Origin of the sequence: Akkermansia sp. NBRC 115031, assembly GCF_030268505.1 — a bacterium.
GTDB classification, from domain to species: Bacteria; Verrucomicrobiota; Verrucomicrobiia; order Verrucomicrobiales; family Akkermansiaceae; genus Akkermansia; species Akkermansia massiliensis.
In genome coordinates, this window is sequence record NZ_BSQU01000003.1 from 126,283 (window position 1) to 142,947 (window position 16,665).

13 protein-coding genes are annotated in these 16,665 nt (G+C 59.1%); 9 read left to right on the forward strand and 4 right to left on the reverse strand.

Annotation, left to right across the window (positions count from 1 at the left end; genetic code table 11):
- The first annotated feature begins 19 nt into the window (after positions 1–19).
- Positions 20–1,000: an Amuc_1434 family mucin 2-degrading aspartic protease gene (locus QSJ36_RS05410; RefSeq protein ID WP_285467535.1), complete on the forward strand. Its 981-nt coding sequence runs from the start codon at positions 20–22 to the stop codon at positions 998–1,000.
- Between the two features lie 109 nt (positions 1,001–1,109).
- On the opposite strand, the gene QSJ36_RS05415 is transcribed toward QSJ36_RS05410, so the two are convergent.
- Positions 1,110–2,432, reverse strand: coding sequence for a UDP-glucose/GDP-mannose dehydrogenase family protein (locus tag QSJ36_RS05415; RefSeq protein ID WP_285467537.1), 1,323 nt, complete (start codon positions 2,430–2,432; stop codon positions 1,110–1,112).
- Between the two features lie 189 nt (positions 2,433–2,621).
- Here QSJ36_RS05415 and QSJ36_RS05420 point away from each other — a divergent pair, with 189 nt between their 5' ends.
- The 5 genes from QSJ36_RS05420 (at position 2,622) to QSJ36_RS05440 (ending at position 11,480) form a co-directional block, all read left to right on the forward strand.
- Positions 2,622–3,611, forward strand: coding sequence for a malate dehydrogenase (locus tag QSJ36_RS05420; RefSeq protein ID WP_022396209.1), 990 nt, complete (start codon positions 2,622–2,624; stop codon positions 3,609–3,611).
- 281 nt (positions 3,612–3,892) lie between these two features.
- On the forward strand, positions 3,893–5,905 hold the full coding sequence (locus QSJ36_RS05425) for a hypothetical protein (RefSeq protein WP_285467539.1): 2,013 nt from the start codon (positions 3,893–3,895) through the stop codon (positions 5,903–5,905).
- An 18-nt stretch (positions 5,906–5,923) separates the two neighbouring features.
- A complete protein-coding gene (locus QSJ36_RS05430) occupies positions 5,924–7,828 on the forward strand; it encodes an NPCBM/NEW2 domain-containing protein (RefSeq protein ID WP_180970969.1) in 1,905 nt (634 codons plus the stop codon).
- Between the two features lie 77 nt (positions 7,829–7,905).
- Positions 7,906–10,305 carry a hypothetical protein gene (locus QSJ36_RS05435; protein WP_285467542.1) on the forward strand — a complete coding sequence of 800 codons (2,400 nt, stop codon included), beginning with the start codon at positions 7,906–7,908 and terminating at the stop codon, positions 10,303–10,305.
- Positions 10,306–10,838: 533 nt separating this feature from the next.
- Entirely contained in the window at positions 10,839–11,480 is a 642-nt protein-coding gene (locus QSJ36_RS05440) for an NAD(P)H-dependent oxidoreductase (protein ID WP_215443170.1), read from the forward strand.
- A gap of 11 nt (positions 11,481–11,491) precedes the next feature.
- On the opposite strand, the gene QSJ36_RS05445 is transcribed toward QSJ36_RS05440, so the two are convergent.
- Positions 11,492–12,268: an RNA pseudouridine synthase gene (locus QSJ36_RS05445; RefSeq protein ID WP_102730620.1), complete on the reverse strand. Its 777-nt coding sequence runs from the start codon at positions 12,266–12,268 to the stop codon at positions 11,492–11,494.
- A gap of 14 nt (positions 12,269–12,282) precedes the next feature.
- Positions 12,283–12,975: a pseudouridine synthase gene (locus QSJ36_RS05450; protein ID WP_102728915.1), complete on the reverse strand. Its 693-nt coding sequence runs from the start codon at positions 12,973–12,975 to the stop codon at positions 12,283–12,285.
- A gap of 137 nt (positions 12,976–13,112) precedes the next feature.
- On the opposite strand from QSJ36_RS05450, the gene QSJ36_RS05455 reads away from it, so the two are divergent.
- The 3 genes from QSJ36_RS05455 (at position 13,113) to QSJ36_RS05465 (ending at position 16,114) form a co-directional block, all read left to right on the forward strand.
- Complete coding sequence (locus QSJ36_RS05455) at positions 13,113–14,495, forward strand: tetratricopeptide repeat protein (RefSeq protein WP_022396202.1); 1,383 nt, start codon at positions 13,113–13,115, stop codon at positions 14,493–14,495.
- Positions 14,496–14,797: 302 nt separating this feature from the next.
- On the forward strand, positions 14,798–15,349 hold the full coding sequence (locus tag QSJ36_RS05460; protein WP_022396201.1) for a cysteine hydrolase family protein: 552 nt from the start codon (positions 14,798–14,800) through the stop codon (positions 15,347–15,349).
- A 249-nt stretch (positions 15,350–15,598) separates the two neighbouring features.
- Positions 15,599–16,114 carry an adenylate kinase gene (locus tag QSJ36_RS05465; RefSeq protein WP_102727386.1) on the forward strand — a complete coding sequence of 172 codons (516 nt, stop codon included), beginning with the start codon at positions 15,599–15,601 and terminating at the stop codon, positions 16,112–16,114.
- A 95-nt stretch (positions 16,115–16,209) separates the two neighbouring features.
- On the opposite strand, the gene QSJ36_RS05470 is transcribed toward QSJ36_RS05465, so the two are convergent.
- Positions 16,210–16,608: a hypothetical protein gene (locus QSJ36_RS05470; protein WP_285467548.1), complete on the reverse strand. Its 399-nt coding sequence runs from the start codon at positions 16,606–16,608 to the stop codon at positions 16,210–16,212.
- Between the last annotated feature and the right edge of the window lie 57 nt (positions 16,609–16,665).

The window sequence follows — 16,665 nt, forward strand, 5'->3', positions numbered from 1 at the left end:
TGATATATAATTTCCGATCATGTTCCTTCGATTATTATCAAGTTTCTCTCTCATGGCTGGCATGACTCTGGTCGCCCAGGCGAACGCCCAGCCTTATCCGGATTCCGATTCCTCAGACGGTTATGATACCGGCTATTATGCGGAAGCTTATTCCGGAGGCTACAATAGCTCTCCGGCTCCCACGGGGGAGAACGCCTCCAAGCCCGTTTTTCCCACGCAGTCCTATTTTGAGCTGCTTGGCCCCATGGATTCCAGAAACGGACATGGGAGCGTGAATATACAGAATTGGATGACGGACTTGAATTTGTGCCGGATGTCCAGCGGTTCCTGGGGTTTTTCCTCCACGGCCGCCCTTCGTTTGAGCTGGTTCAACGGAGAAGGCGCGCGCGAGATGGATGTGGATGAGCTGTACACGATTTGGCTGAATGTGACCGCGTCTTACAAGCTCAGGGGGAAGACGAGCCTGGTTTTCGGCGTAACGCCGCAGATTTCCACGGATTTCGATACCTGGACGACCCATAATTTGTTTTTCGGCGGCCATGCCCTTCTCGCAGGTCCCTTGAATGACCGGTTCAGCTATGGTATCGGCGTCGGCTGTTATCCGCAGCTGGGAGATTTTCCCCTCCTTCCCCTTATCCAGTTTGAATGGAAGGCAACGAATAATTGGACCCTTCAACTGGAAGGAGCCCGGCTTTCCTATACCAGCAAGGTCAGCGACGGCCTGACGTGGGGGCCTTTCGTTTCCGTGGTGTCCGGCACCTGGACGATTCACCATGACCGCCGCGTCCGCCAGTTCGAGTGGATTTCCGGCGTCGCCGGCGTGGGCGCCGACGTAGGCCTGGGACACTGGGGCAGCGTTCGTCCCAGACTGGTGGCGGACGTCGGTTTTTCCTTTGGGAACTCCGGCACCATCAAGACCAGCAACGGGAGCCATGAGCTGGAGAAGTACCATTACGATCCCGGTTTCTACCTGCGCGCGGGATTGCAGTTTGAGTTTTGATCGGCCAACAGGATTAGCGAATACATAACAAAGGCCCCCGGAGCATTCAGCGCTCCGGGGGCCTTTCTGCAAATGGGGCGTTTGGAGCCGGAATTATTCCCGGCAGCGGTCAGGCTTCTTCAATGGAGGGCCTGCCCACGGAATGGTACTCAAATCCAACGGCCCGGATGTTGGCCGGAGAGAGGATGTTCCTTCCGTCAAAGATGATGCGGTTGCGCATGACGTCCGCCAGCTTTTGCAGGTCCGCATTCGCGTATTCGCTCCATTCCGTGGCGATGATCAGCACTTCCGCATCCCGGGCGCATTCGTACATGTCTTCCTCCAGCGTGACACCCATGGGTTCCAGGATTGGGGCGGCGGTGTGCATGGCCCTGGGGTCCGTAGCGGTGACGATGGCTCCTTCCCTGCGGAGCTTTTCGCACAGCTTGAGGGCGATGGATTCCCGGATGTCGTCCGTGTTCTGCTTGAAGGCCAGGCCCCAGACGGCTATTTTTTTATCCTTGAGCACCCAGAGGCGGTCCCTGATCTGGTCCAGGAAGTGGGTGTGCTGGGTGTCATTGATATGTTCCACTTCCTCCAGCAGGGTGAAGGGGATGCCCAGCGTGCGGCTGATGTTGATGAAGGCTTTGACGTCCTTCGGGAAGCAGGAGCCCCCGTAGCCCAGTCCCGCGTTGAGGAAGTGGCGGGAGATGCGCTTGTCCATGCCGATGCCTTCCGCCACCAGTTCCACGTCCGCTCCCGTTTTTTCGCAGACCTTGGCGACGGCGTTGATGTAGGAAATTTTCAGGGCCAGGAAGGAGTTGGCGGCGTGCTTGATGAGCTCCGCAGAGTTGACGTCCGTTTCCAGAATGGGCGCGTGGATGGGCTGGTAGACGCGCTTGATGACGTCCATGGCGCGTTCCGAGTTGGCGCCGATGACGATGCGGTCGGGATGCAGCAGGTCGTCCACCGCGCATCCCTCCCTCAGGAATTCAGGGTTGGAAACGATGTCGAATTGCACGTCCGTTCCTGCATAGCGCTTGATGGTCTGGCGGACTTTTTCACCGGTTTTGACGGGTACGGTGGATTTGTCCACAATGACCTTGTAGCCCATTTCCGGTTGGAGCACCTGGGCGATTTCCCGCGCCACTTTTTCAATGTAGGTCAGGTCCACGGAGCCGTCCGTATTGGGCGGCGTGGGCACGGCAATGAAGATGACTTCGCTTTCCGCAATGGAATCAGCAATGGAGGGGGAAAATTCCAGCCGCCCGACGGCCACGTTTTTTTTCACGAGTTCTTCCAGCTTGGGCTCGTAAATGGGAATGGACCCGGATTGGAGGGTGCGTATTTTTTCCGCGTTATTGTCCACACAGATGACGTGGTGGCCCATTTCCGCAAAACAGGTGCCCGTGGTAAGCCCCACGTAGCCACTGCCGATGATCGTTAAATTCATGGTATCAGTGCAAATATATGGTAAAAACTTGGTTGATTTAAAGGATAAGGCCTGCAGGGCTGATGTTCAAGCATAATGGGGAAGAGGATTTTTTCTGTCAAAATAAAAAGTTCCTGATTGAGCGCCGTTCTTCCCTGTGCTATAACCGGGACCAGACAGAAAAGATCTGTTTATTTTAATTTGAACGTTATGAAAACACCTATCACCGTTACCGTTACAGGAGCCGCCGGCCAAATTGCCTATTCCCTGCTGTTCCGTATTGCTTCCGGCAGCATGCTGGGACCGGACCAGCCGATCAACCTGCGCCTGCTGGAAATTCCCCCAGCCATGAATGCTCTGGAAGGGGTGGTAATGGAACTGCGTGATGCCGCGTTCCCGCTGGTCAATGAAATCGTTCCCACCTCTGATCCGGATGAAGCCTTCGCCGGCGCCAACTGGTGCCTTCTGGTAGGCTCCGTGCCCCGCAAGGCCGGTATGGAACGCAAGGACCTGCTGGACATCAACGGCAAGGTGTTCATCGGCCAGGGCCAGGCCATCGCCCGCAGCGCCGCCAAGGACGTGCGCGTGCTGGTCGTCGGCAACCCCTGCAATACGAATGCCCTGATCGCCATGCACAATGCGAGCGGCGTTCCCGCCGACCGTTTCTTCGCCATGACCCGCCTGGATGAAAACCGCGCCAAGAGCCAGCTTGCTGAAAAGGCTGGCGTCCATGTGACGGAAGTGACCAACATGACCATCTGGGGCAACCATTCCTCCACCCAGTACCCGGACTTCACGAACGCCAAGATCGGCGGCAAGCCCGTGACGGAAGTCATCAAGGATACGGAATGGCTCAAGGGTGATTTCATCACCACCGTGCAGCAGCGCGGTGCCGCCATCATCAAGGCCCGCGGCGCTTCTTCCGCCGCCTCCGCCGCCTCCGCCGCCGTGGATACCGTCCGCAGCCTGGCTACCCAGACGCCGGAAGGCGACTGGTATTCCGTGGCCGTGTGCTCCGATGGCTCCTACGGCATTGAAAAGGGCCTCATCTGCTCCTTCCCGGTCCGCACCACCAAGGACGGCGGCTGGGAAATCGTGCAGGGCCTGCCGATCAACGCGTTCTCCCAGGAAAAGATTGACGCCACCGTCAATGAACTGAAGGAAGAACGTGACGCCGTTTCCTCTCTGTTGAAGCATTAAAGTTGATTTGCTCTTGCGCCGGGCTTCCCGTTTTCGGGGAGCCCGGTTTTTTTGTGCCTTGAAAGCTCCGTAAGCCTCATTTTCTGCGGGACAGAAGTTTTCCCCCGTGTTAAAAAGAAAGATGGATGCAGCATCCGCTTATTTATGGACCAAGACCGCATATTATACCGGGGTGAGGCCTTTACACTGACCGGAAATTCCGTGCGCCAGGATGCCGCGCATTGGGCGGAGGTGCAGCCGGACGGCCAGGTGAAGACCATGAAGAACGGCCGTTATTCCGAATGGCGCGTTCTGCCGGAGGCCGGGAATGCCCCGCATTACCGGGGAGCTTTGAAGTGCTCAATAAGGCCTACAGCCTGGCGCTTAACGAGGCCGGCTCCCTGCTCAATGAAGAAGGGACGTTCCGGACGGGAGCCAACTGGCCCACCGTGTGGACCCGGGATATTTCCTACGCCACTCATCTGGGGCTGGGGTTGTGGAATGTCCATGCCTGCATGAAGAGCCTGAATGCCCGGGTGCGGAACGGGGAGGTGGAGCAGGATACCGGCACGGGCGGTTCCTGGCCCATTTCCTCTGACCGCGTGGTGTGGGGAATGGCCGCCTGGGAGGTTTACTGCCTGACGGGGGACGCCGGCTGGCTGGCCCGTTCCTGCCGCGTGCTGGAAAAGACGTGCATGCGGGATGAACAGGTGCTTGCGGCTACCGGCGGCCTGGTGAAAGGGGAGTCATCTTTCCTGGACTGGCGGGAACAGAGTTACCCGGCGTGGATGACTTCCGCGGACATCGGGGATTCATGCAGCCTTTCCACCATGGTTCTGCATGCGGAGGCCCGCAAGGTTCTGGCACGGATGTTCCGGGAACTGGGGCTGGAGGAGAAGGCGCGGGAATGGGAGGAAAAAAGCGTCTCCCTGTCCGCCGTCATCGAGCGGTTTTTCCGGATTCCGGAGCATGCCCTGTACGGGCAGTACCTGTATGGCCGGGGTTACCCCGTGCTGTCGGAAAAGGTGGATTCCCTGGGCAATCTGCTTTGCGTGCTTCTGGGGCAGGCTCACGGTCCGCATGCCGCCGGAATGGTAGCCGTCCTCCCCCATTGCGTGTACGGCATTCCCTGTTTCCATCCCCAGATGCCGGACGGCGTGCCGCCTTACCACAACCGTGCCATGTGGCCGTTCCTGGAGGGCTATTACGCGCAGGCCGCCGCCGCGGTGGAGAATGAGTCCGCCCTGGCCCTGGCGTTCGCCTGCATGGTGCGCGCCGCCCTGCTGTGTGGAACGAACAAGGAGAACGTGCTTCTGGAAACGGGCCTGGATGAAGGGCTGCTGCTCAGTTCGGACAGCCAGCTCTGGAGCATTGCCGGGATGCTGGGCAGTTTTTACAAGGGGTTGTTCGGCATCCGCCTTCAGCCGGATTCCATGGAGTTCCGCCCCTGTGTTCCGGAGTCTTTTGAGGGAGTTCATGAACTGGCCGGGCTGGAATACCGCGGCATGACGGTGGATGTGCGCTTGCGCGGCCACGGGCGCCGGATAGCGCGGTGCCTGGTCAACGGGCAGGAGGCTCCCCCCGTGCTTTCTCCGGGCATGAAGGGCCGCGTGTTCGTGGAACTGGAGCTGGTTGCCGCAGAAGAAGGGGCGGGGCAGGTGAATCTGGCCCACATGGGCGGCAGCCTGGAGGCTCCGGAGTGGAAGGCGGCCCGCCATGGAATCGCCTGGGAGGCCGTGGCCGGAGCGGATTATTACCGTGTTTACCGGAACGGCATTCCCGTGTCCCAGACGGAGTATTGCCATTACATGCCTGCCCCCAGCCGGGGGGACGTGTCTTTCCAGGTGATGGCGGTCGCTCTGGACGGCAGGGAGTCTTATCTGAATGAACCCAATGACTATCCTTCCGCGGATGCCCGCATGGAGACGCGCCCCTGCGGGCTGAGCGGGGATGAAGTCTGGTTTTCCCGCGTTACGGAGTCTCCGGACGCCCTGTGCTATAATGTCAACATAGACAAGCCCGGCGTGTACCGGGTGGACGCCTTTTTCGCGAACGGCACTTTTGACGTTTCAGACGGGAACACCTGCGCCCTGCGCAGCCTGTATCTGGACGGGCGGCGCGCGGGCACGCTGGCTTTTCCCCATACGTCACGCTCCGGCAACTGGGAGCATTTCATTTATTCCACGGCGGTGGAGGTGGTGATGACGCCCGGTCCCTGCCGCGTGGAAGTGGTGTACGACTCTTTTTCCGAGAATATGAACCGTCTGGTGAATGATATGGTGATAAAACACCTCCGGTTTACCCGTATATCCTGACATCGGTTCATGGATTTTATGTCGAAACGCTTTTTTGTCTTATTGCTGGCCCTGGGCGCCGGGGCGTGGAACGCCCCCGCCATGGGGAAGGATGCGGAATCAGCCTCCCGGTCTCCGGCTCCCGCGGCCCGGGAAGGGGCGGAGTTCACCCGCCTGCCCGTGAGCTGGACGGTGAATCCCGGGGATGCCGCCAACGCGCGCGCCGCATGGAAGGCCCTGAGCGCCTATCACCAGGGGAAGCCCAAGTCTTCCAGAAAGCTGCACGTGGTTTACGTAACGTTCAAGGACAGGCCGGCTCTTGAAGGATACCGGGAACGGTATGACCATATCCTGAAGAACATCCAGGCTTATTATGCGGACCAGATGCAGGCCAACGGGTTCCCTCCGCTTACGTTCCAATTGGACCTGGACGAACGGGGGAAGCTGGTCATTTACGATGCCTATGTGGACAGGCCCATGAGCGAGATGAACGTGCAGAGCTCCGGTCCCGTCTCCCGGGAGGCGGCCAAGAAGGTGCTGGCGTCCAAGGGGATTGACATTGAAAAGGAACACGTGCTGATCGTGTGCCAGCTGCCGGACGGCGTAGGGCCTTATTACGGCGGCGGCTTCAGCCACCAGGGAACGGGCTGGACCTGCGACCAGGAGGGGCTGGATCCCGCCAGCTTCCTGGATACGGAGATGATGCAGGGTGGCCGCTTCAAAGTGACCAAGGGGAAGAACGCCACCATTTACATAGGCGGCACGGCTCATGAGCTGGGGCATTCCTTCGGCCTTCCGCACACGGGCAACGGATGGGACTACCCTAACGCGGGGGATTCCCTGATGGGCCACGGCAATTCCTCGTACGGCAATGAACTGCGCAACGAGGGGAAGGGGGCTTTCCTGGCGCCTACGGACGCCCTGAAACTGGCCAGCGTTCCCCTGTTCAACGGCGTGGAGACAGAGCTTCCCGCGGATGCCTCCTACGGGCGCATGATCGGCAAATACGTTCCGGGGTCCTTTGAACGGCTGGAGGCCATTCCCGTCAAGGACGGCCTGCGGCTGAAAGGCCGGGTGCGCCTGACGCGGCCCGCTTATGGAATCGTAGTCCACCTGGACCCTCCCGGCGGTTCGGATTATGATTCCAATGCCGTGGGAGCTTCCCTGAATGGAAAGGGAGAGTTTGACCTTACCATCTGCCGGCCCGGCTACAGGGGCGGCTTTATAGAAATGCGGGTGGCCGTGCTGAACTGCGACAGCACCCGCAGCATGATTACGCTGCCCGTGTGGATGGACGCCCAGGGGGCCAAGACTCCTTCGCTGGCCCAGACCGTTTACTTCGGCGATGTTCAGAACCTGTGGATACGCGGCCGCGCGGAGGAAGCCCGGAAGGCCCTCGCGGAGGTGGAGCGCAAGCATGGCTCCCGTCCGGAGGTGAAAGAATGGCTCCCCATCTGGAAGCGCGCCCTGGAGCGCCAGGACCCCTCCCTGGAGGCTACCCCGGCCCAGATTCCTGCGGAAACCGCCAGCGTCAGCCTGAATGACTGCAAGCCCTCCGTGGCTCAAGTGGGGTGGGCCGTTCCGTTGTGGGACGTTCTCTTTCCGTCTGACCTGGGGCCTGTGCCTTTCTTCAGGACGATCGGGAAGCCGGAACGCTTCATCCTGGCGCATGCCCCGGCCGTCTTTTCCTATGACCTGGACGGACGCTGGAAGGAGTTCCGCGCGGATGTGGGGCTGCCCTTCGGTTCCCGCGGCAGCGTCAAATTCGGCGTGTACCTGGACGGCAAAAAGCTTGTGGAAACCCCCGTGCTCAAGGACGGCTCCTCCGTTCCGGTGAAGGCGGCGGTGGAGGGCGGCAGGAAGCTGGAAATCCGCGTGGACGACGCCGGAGACGGCAATGCCGCCGATTGGGGCATCATTGCCAACGGCATTCTGACCCGGTAAATTTCCGCTCCACTGGCGGAGAAATGTGACATTAGGCTTGTCTTTTGTCCTTTCTCATAGTGTTCTGTGGACTAGCCATGATTGGGATGAATGCAAAGCTATGGGGTGCCGCGGCGCTGATTGCCGGCGCTCCCCTGTTTGCAGAGACGCCCGCGGGACAGCCGCCGTCCTCCCCGTCCTCCCCGTCCTCCGGTTCCGGGCAGGAAGAACCCCAGGGGGAAATGGCGGGGAACCTGCTTTCCGGCACGCTCATGCCGCAGATTCCCTCCAATATCTCCATCACCAATGACGGGCCCATCAGGGTGGAGAAAGCCAGGAAGATCATTTTTGAAGGCCCGCGCGTGCACATGGTCACGGATACCGGGGTGGAGGTGTTTGCGGATTACGCGCAGGCGGATATGGACCGGAGCAGGGTTTTTCTGAAAGGGAACCTGTCCATTTACCAGAGCGACAGCAAGACGCGCACCAACAGCCTGATACGCGCCAGCAGCGCGGAGTTCGACTGGGAGAACGAAGTGCTCCTCACGGACGCCATCCGGGCGAAGATGGAAGGGCTGATCCTGCGCAGCGGGAAGTTTGAATCCCGGAAGGACGCCGCCGGCAAGACCTATCTGGAAGCCCGTAACGCCTCCGTTACGGCGGAGGACGTCAGCGAACCCCTCACCTGGATTTCAGCGGACAGGATACGCGTGTATCCGGAAGACAGGTTCTCCTTCAAGAACCTGACCCTGCATTACGGGGGCGTTCCCTTCTTTTACTTTCCCTATCTCAGCCATTCCCTGAATCCGGAGGTGGGCTATCTTCCCCTTCCCGGCATGCGGTCCATCTGGGGGCCTTACCTCCTGAATGAATACGGGTTCCTGCTGGGGGAAAAATGGTCGGACAACGGCATGCCTTCCGCCGACTATCTGGGCACCCTCCATGTGGATTACCGCACCAGGCGCGGCTTCGCCTACGGGCTGGACATCCGTGACGTGCTGCTGGAAAAGGACTGTCCGGACATGACGGGCCTGTCCTTTTACAAAACCCATGACAAGGGGGTGAAGATTAACGCCGGGGATGATGAATACCGCGAGCACCTGGACCCGGACCGGTGGCGGCTGGCGCTCCAGCAGATGTGGTCCCACCGGGTAAACGCCCGCACGGACTGGCGGCTGAAGGCCAACGTCAACATGCTGAGCGACGAGTACATGCTCCGCGACTTTTATCCGGAAATCTATCAGCGCAATTCTTCTCCGGATAATACGGTGCTTCTCTCCCGCACGGACGACACGAATGATTTTTCACTGCTGCAGCGTTTCGTTCCCAACAACTTCTACATGGCGGACCAGCGGACGGAGTTCAGCTATGAACGCATCAAGTCCCCCATTTTCCGTTCCCCCGTCATGTATGAAAGCCGCACCAGCTTCGCCTTCCTGAAGCAGTACGTCCCCCCCTTCATGCGGACGGAAATCCGGGATATGCTGGACGAGATGGAGCCCGGAACCACTTCCTATGATTACTGGGCCCGCATGCTGATGACGGACAGCTACAGCCGGTTCCATTCCTTCCATGAAATTTCCGCCTCCAAGAAAATCATGGGGTTCCTGAACCTGACGCCCAAACTGGGCGGGGGCTACACCGGGTATTACGGCGTGGAGGACTACAAGCCGCTCAACCAGGGGATTTTTTATGCCGGAACGGATGCGGACTTTAAATTTTCCCGCCGTTATTCCTCCGTGTACAGTGATTCCCTGGGCCTGAACGGCATGAACCACATCGTGCAGCCCCATTTTACGCTGGCGTACGTGAAGACCAACCGCCTGAGCGAGCTTTATCCCCAGATTGACGGAGACACCCCCACCACCAATCCGCCGTCCCTGAGCCTGGGCAGGTATACGGAGATTGACTCCCTCCCCACGGGGCTGGTATTCCGGTACGGCCTGCGCAACATGCTGATGACCAGCCGGGACGCCAATTCCCACCGCTGGTTTTCCTGGGATGTGTTCATGGATGCGTACCTGTATGACCCGATCAACCAGCGGGACTTCTCCAACCTCTTCTCCTTCATGCGCTGGAACCCCGTTCCGTGGATGGAATACCGGTCGGAAATGCAGGCCCCCATCCTGGGGAAGGACAAGATTTCCGGCTGCCATGAGTACAACAACTCTCTGCGCTTCATGCCGTGGCGCTCCACGGAATTCGTGGTGGGGCACCGTTACCTGAACCAGCACTCCCTGCTGGAGGACAGCAGCCAGCTTGACCTGCGCGTTTTGCAGCGTTTTTCGGAAGCCTGGGCATTCAGCGGCAAGTGGCGCTTCTCCCTGCTGGACGGAAAGCTGGACATTCAGGAATACAACGTGTACCACAACATGGGTTCCTGGTATTTGGGCGTGGGAGCGTTCGTGCGCAAGAACGGGAATAAAAACGAATTCGGCCTGGGCATCAGCTTCACCATTCAGCAGACCGGGGACTACATGCCGGTCAAGTTCCTCTAATGTCCGGAGAAGGGCGCGGTTCTCTTGTAATAGGTGCGCCGGAAGCGTTTCTCCTTGTTACGGCATCCGTGTTTTTAGGGATGGAAGCTGCCCGGGCTGTGTGACGTTTTTCCGGGGAGGGGGGCTTTTTCTCCGGGGTTGCGTGATTTTACAGGGGCCGGGAAACCGGGATTCCCTGGTTGGAGCGGAATGCGAGACAGGCCGTCCTCAAGGTGAGTGAAGCTGGAAGATGAACGAATCAGCTTTTGTTCATGGCCCCCCCCGGACACGGTCCAAGGCCGCATTTTTACAATTCGTCCGTTCACGTTCATCTTTTTTTCAGGGAGGGCTGGGGCTTCCGGCGTACCGGGTAGGAAAAATTTTTCCGCAAGAACCCGCTGCCGCGCTTGTGCCGGAACCTTGGCTTGCATTCCGGGGAGGAAACGGGGAAGATGCCATGACATGGGGCAAACCGCGGCGCATGCCATGGCGGCAACGCCGCCCGGCGCGCCGGCTACCGCGGAAAGCTCCCGCATCAATCATTTTATACGAATATGAACGCTCAGGAATTGATCAAGACGCTGGAATGGCGCTATGCCACCAAGATATTCAACCCGGACCGCCAAATTCCGGCGGAGGATTGGGAGGCCCTTCTGGAATCCCTGCATTTGAGCCCTTCCTCCCTCGGTCTCCAGATGTGGAAATTCCTCGACGTGCAGGATCCGTCCGTGCGCTCACGGCTCCGGGAGGTTTCCTGGGGACAGCCCCAGGTTACGGACGCCTCCCATCTGGTAGTCTTCTGCGCCCGCAGGGACTTCAAGCCGGAGGACGTGCAGCGCTATCTGGAACGCATCGTGGAAGTGCGCGGCGTCACCATGGAATCCCTGGACCAGTACCGCGCGCGCATTTTTGAACTGGTGGATTCCAAGTCTCCGGAAGTCCTGAAGGCATGGCTGGAACGCCAGGTGTACATCGCCCTCGGGTTCATGATGAGCTGCGCCGCTGACCTCCGGGTGGATACCTGCGCTCTGGAAGGAATGGACCCTGCGGCCTATGACCGCATTCTGAACCTGGAAGGCTCCCCGTACTATGCGCTTTGCGCCCTGGCCCTGGGCTACCGGGATGAAGAGGCGGACAAATACGCCCGTCTGGCGAAAGTGCGCTTTGACCGGGATGACGTCATTCCGGTCGTCTGACGGAATTTTCTTTAATCCCCCGCTTCAAGCAGTTGCCGCATGTCTTCCGGCAGCGGGGCTTCCGCGGTGAAAACTTCTTCATCAAACGGGAACTCCAGCCGGCAGGCATGCAGCGCATGGCGCGGCAGGATCAGCCGTTCTTCCAGCTCCCGGCTCCAGCCGTGCTGGATGTATTCCAGATAGCAGGCTTCAGATGGGCCGTAAATCTTGTCTCCCAGAATAGGGTGGCCGAGGTGCGCCAGATGCACGCGTATCTGGTGCATGCGTCCGGTTTCCGGAATGCACCGGACCAGGGCCAGCGGGCCGCGGGGCGTGTTCCACGTCCGTTCCGTCCGGAAAACGGTGGCGCATGCCTTCCCGGCGGGGTGAACGGCCTGCTTGACCCAGATGGGGCTTTCCGCGACGTCCCCCTGTCTCAGGATGGGGGCGGCGCAGGTTGTTTCCGCCCACTCCGGCCGGCCTTGCACGATTGCCAGGTATTCCTTGTGCATCCGGCGCCTCTGCATGGCCCTCCCCAGCTCGCGCGCCGCCGCCTTGTTCTTGGCGATCAGCGTCAGGCCGCTGGTTTCCCGGTCCAGCCTGTTGACCAGGGAAAGGGCGGCTCCGTTGGCTATTTCATAGCTCAGCAGGGCTTCCACGCCCTCCAGCAGGTTGGGCTCCTTCTTCCCGTTGGACGGGTGGACGATGAGGGGCGCGCCCTTGTCCACCACAATCCAGTCCCCGGACTCCGCCGCCACCTCAAAGTGCGGAAAGCAGGCAATAGGAGCGTCGGAAATGGGAATCCACATGGCGAACAGGAGGATTACAGCGCATCCGGACGGATGGGCATCCATTCCCCCGGCTCCAGGTTCAGGCTGTCCAGATGCAGGGAGCCGATGGAAATGCGGCACAGGGAGGCCACGGGAGCGCCCACGGCGGCCAGCATGCGGCGCACCTGGTGGTACTTCCCCTCCGTCAGCGTCAGCCGGGCGCGGCGCGGTTCCAGGATTTCCAGCACGGCGGGGGCGCAGGGGCGGTCCTCCCCGTTCAGCATGAAAGTTCCGGAGGCGAACAGTTCCACGGCCTCCGCCGGAATGTCCTCTTCCGTGACGGCTTCGTAAACCTTGGCGACGTGATGCCTGGGGGACGTCATGCGGTGGATGAATTTCCCGTCGTCCGTAATGAGAAGCAGGCCGGACGTTTCCTTGTCCAGCCGTCCTACGGAAGAAACCGCGGGGTTCCTGTGCCGCCACTGGAAGGGCAGCAGGTCGTAAATCACGTCCCCCTCCCCGTCGTCATGGCTGCACGTATATCCCGCGGGCTTGTAAAGGGCGGCGTACAGGCCGTCCGGGAACTCCACCGGCTCTCCGTCCAGCAGGATGCCTTCCGCCTGCACCTTGTCCGTGGGGGCGGAGCAGGGTTCCCCCTTGAACGTGATGGAGTGGCGTTTGATCCAGCCCGGCGCTTCCCGCCTGGAACAGTACCCGTAGCGGGATAAAAGAGCATCCAGTCTCATACGGCGTATTTTTTCCTAACGGGAACAAAAAACAAGGTTGAAGTATGCCTCCCCGGCTGATAGCATTAAACTATTACATGCGGAGCCTCCCCGTTTGGAGCGCTGCCGTTGTTCACCATTTACGCTTATATAGTTCCATGATTGAAACGATTACAGAAGAACAGTTGACCCCCCAGCAGGCCGAATTTTGGGTGCGCGCCCGCCAGGCGGTGGACATGAACAATTATCCCTATGCCGTCAGCCTGCTCAAGGCCCTGGTGAAGCAGCTTCCCGGCTTTCTGGAAGGCCGCAGGGCGCTCCGCGCCTGTGAAATCAAGCTGAACCCGGAAGCCAAGAAAGGAGGCCTGTTCAGCGGCATGAAAATCAGCACCAGCAAGCTCACCTCCTCCAAGAAGGATGCGGCCACCCAGCTTTCCGCGCTGGAAGACGAACTGGAAAATGATCCTTACAGCATTCCGGTCAACGAGGCCCTGTACACGGCCGCCATGGACGTGGGCTTCCCGGACCTGGCCGCCTTTGCGCTGGAAACCGTCCGCCAGGGCCATCCCGGCAACAAGAAGATGCTCCACATGCTGGCCTCCCATTACGTTTCACGGGACATGCCCGCCCAGGCTGCTGAGGTGTACCATGACCTCGTGAAGCTGGACCCCACGGACAGCGTGGCCGTGAAGAGTGAAAAAGACTGCATGGCCCGCGCCACGATGCAGCAGCAGAAGTGGGAGGAAGCCAAGAGCTTCCGGGACGTGATGAAGAACTCCGCGGAAACGAACTCCCTGGACAAGAGCGACAAGAAGGGCCTCACCCGTGCGGAGCTGGAAGAACGCCTTGGGCTCCTTTCCGCCCGTTATGCCCAGAACCAGCAGGACCTGGCCGCCGTGCGCGACATCGCCGGCGTCTATGAACAGATGGAGGACTGGGCGAATGCCTATTCCTTCTACAACTACGCGTTCAGCCTCAGCAACAATGATATTTCCCTGGAAAACAAAGCCTCTGAAATGAATGAGCGCTACCGCAAGGCCCAGGTGGAGGAAATCCGCCGCCGCGCCGCCGCGGAGCCGGACAACAAGGAACTTCAGGAACAGCTCGCCCAGTTCAGCAAGGAAGCGGCGGAACAGCAGGTGGCCGTGTGCCGCCAGCGCGTGGAAAACAACCCCACGGACCCGCAGACGCGCTTTGAACTGGGGCAGGCCCTCTTCGACTGCGGCAACTACACGGAAGCCATTCCGGAGCTCCAGCGCGCCCGCAACAACCCCCATATCCGCATCCGCGCCATGCTGTTGCTAGGCAAGTGCTATGACGCCAAGAACATGCATGATATGGCCCTGCGCCAGTTGGAGGAAGCCAACAAGGAACTGATTGAAATGAATGACACCAAGAAGGAAATCCTTTACATGATCGGCCTGCTTTATGAAAAGCTGGGCAAGAAGGAGGAATCCCTGGCGGCGTTCCAGCAGATTTACGACGCCGAATACGGCTACCGCGACGTAGCCAAGCGCGTGGAATCCTCCTACAGCAATTAAGGTTCCGATCCATTCCGCGCCCGCGACGGGACGCCATTCTCAAAGCCTTTGCCGTCTCTGGCAAAGGCTTTGTTGCTGGATGGACGGCCTTCCTGCGGATGGGCTGTCCCGGGCCGGAAGCGGCCGCGGCGGTCTCCTTCCCGGTATGGCCGCTGTGAGGCTCTTTTCCCGGGATGCTTCCGTCAAACGTATTACTTCATTCTGCCAGATTCCGCAAAGGCAGCGGTAGCGGGGAGGAGAGGAGTACACGCGCTCCTTTAATTTTCCTTGCCCGCCTCTGCAAGAACTGGAAAAATGGCCGGATGGAGAAGCTGATGCAGGCATTGCTTATTATTGACGTTCAAAATGATTATTTTCCCGGCGGCCGGTTTGAACTGGCGGGCGCCGTTGAAGCGCTTGAACGGACCAGGGCCGTACTGGACCGGTTCCGGGAAAAGGGGCTTCCCGTTATCTTTGTCCAGCACATCAACACCCGTCCGGACGCTTCGTTTTTCCTCCCGGATACCGTCGGCGCGGAAATCCATCCGGACATTGCTCCCGCGGGGGATGAGCCGGTTGTCGTGAAACATGCTCCAAACAGCTTTTTCCGGACGAATCTTCTGGAGCTCTTGCAAGCCAGGGAAGTGAATGAACTGGTTGTCTGCGGAATGATGACCCATATGTGCATTGATACCACCGTGCGCGCGGCGAAGGATTACGGCATTCCCGTCACGCTCCTGTATGACGCCTGCGCTGCCAGGGATTTGAAGATCATGGAGCATTCCATCCCGGCCCAGGCAGTACAGGATGCGTATATGGCAGGCTTGAATGGAATGTTTGCGGAAATCAAGCTGGCGGAGCAACTGGAACTTTAGGGTCCCTAGCCGCAGAACGTGCCTCCGGAAAGCAGGGCAAAATGCCTGTAGGGAGGGGCGCCCCTTGTTCCCCCTCTGTGCGGCCCGGCCCGTTTTTTTGGCAAAACACGCGGCTTGCGGGAAATCCTGTAAAATATATCCACAGTTAGTCAACATGAACCTGGATAACGGAAATGGAACAATGCCGGACGTTGCCCGCATCGGGCTAATCGAGCATCCCTCGCAGGGACGCCGGGGGAGGGATTTCCGGTGATTCTGCTGATTGGCGGCGGCACGCATACCGGAAAAACGCTTGCGGCGCAGCGGGCGCTTGAAAAATATTCCTATCCCTATTTATCCATTGACCATTTAAAGATGGGGTTGATACGCAGCGGAATATGTCCCCTTGCACCTGAAAGCCCAGATGAAGAGCTCACCCCCTTCCTTTGGAGCGTTATCAGGGAAATTGTAAAAACCGCCATGGAAAACGGGCAGAATCTGGTGGTGGAAGGGTGCTATATCCCCTTTGACTGGAAGAAGGATTTTACACCGGCCTGCCGGGAGCAGATCCGGTATGTTTGCCTGATTTTTTCAGAGGATTATATTCAAAGGCATTACCATGACATCATGGACCATGCAAACGCGATTGAGCAGCGCATGGATGAGGCGTCCTGCACACGGGAGAGCCTGCTGCGTGAAAACAGGGACAACCTTGAGAAATGCAGACAGCATGGGTGTGACTATCTGTTGATTGAGGAGTCCTACAACGTGGATATCGTGTTATAAAAACGGAGGTCTCGTGTGAGGCCTTTCCGGAGAGAGGCGGCGCCATGCCTGCCTGCGGCTTTCCATAGCGTCAGGCATTGATCGGGATGGACATTTCACCCGGGCGGAGAAGTTTTCCGGCAGCGGCTTCCCGGTTTTACAACATGGCTGGAAGGCGGCTCTGCGGAAACGGAATGCTGCGCTGCCACCGTTCCCATGCGGCGGCAGAGGGAGTGAATTCCTGACGTTTTCATTTTACCCTTGATCCTTGAAAGGGAAATGCTAGCGTGAATTACTGTAACAACTGCCCTGATGAAAATCTTTTTCGCAATCCCCGTTTTTTGCCTGTTTGCGGGCGTTTCCTCGCCGGGTGACGAGGCGCCGGCGGAAAAGGCGGTTTCCGTCATTCTTCTGTCGGCTACAAGTAAAATCCCTTGGGAACCCGGAATAAAAAAACCGGAAAGAACGTTCCAGGTCGTGCTGGGTTTTTCCAATCCCGGTCCCGGCAAAATCATAGGGAGCAGAAAGGAGGGCATCCGTCTGGAGATACGTGATTCCACCGGTGGAGGGAA

Coding starts and splice junctions, on each gene's coding strand:
- QSJ36_RS05410 (WP_285467535.1), top strand. CDS start 20: ATGTTCCTTCGATTATTATCAAGTTTCTCTCTCATGGCTGGCATGACT.
- QSJ36_RS05415 (WP_285467537.1), bottom strand. CDS start 2,432: ATGAATTTAACGATCATCGGCAGTGGCTACGTGGGGCTTACCACGGGC.
- QSJ36_RS05420 (WP_022396209.1), top strand. CDS start 2,622: ATGAAAACACCTATCACCGTTACCGTTACAGGAGCCGCCGGCCAAATT.
- QSJ36_RS05425 (WP_285467539.1), top strand. CDS start 3,893: ATGGCGCGTTCTGCCGGAGGCCGGGAATGCCCCGCATTACCGGGGAGC.
- QSJ36_RS05430 (WP_180970969.1), top strand. CDS start 5,924: ATGTCGAAACGCTTTTTTGTCTTATTGCTGGCCCTGGGCGCCGGGGCG.
- QSJ36_RS05435 (WP_285467542.1), top strand. CDS start 7,906: ATGATTGGGATGAATGCAAAGCTATGGGGTGCCGCGGCGCTGATTGCC.
- QSJ36_RS05440 (WP_215443170.1), top strand. CDS start 10,839: ATGAACGCTCAGGAATTGATCAAGACGCTGGAATGGCGCTATGCCACC.
- QSJ36_RS05445 (WP_102730620.1), bottom strand. CDS start 12,268: ATGTGGATTCCCATTTCCGACGCTCCTATTGCCTGCTTTCCGCACTTT.
- QSJ36_RS05450 (WP_102728915.1), bottom strand. CDS start 12,975: ATGAGACTGGATGCTCTTTTATCCCGCTACGGGTACTGTTCCAGGCGG.
- QSJ36_RS05455 (WP_022396202.1), top strand. CDS start 13,113: ATGATTGAAACGATTACAGAAGAACAGTTGACCCCCCAGCAGGCCGAA.
- QSJ36_RS05460 (WP_022396201.1), top strand. CDS start 14,798: ATGGAGAAGCTGATGCAGGCATTGCTTATTATTGACGTTCAAAATGAT.
- QSJ36_RS05470 (WP_285467548.1), bottom strand. CDS start 16,608: ATGATTTTGCCGGGACCGGGATTGGAAAAACCCAGCACGACCTGGAAC.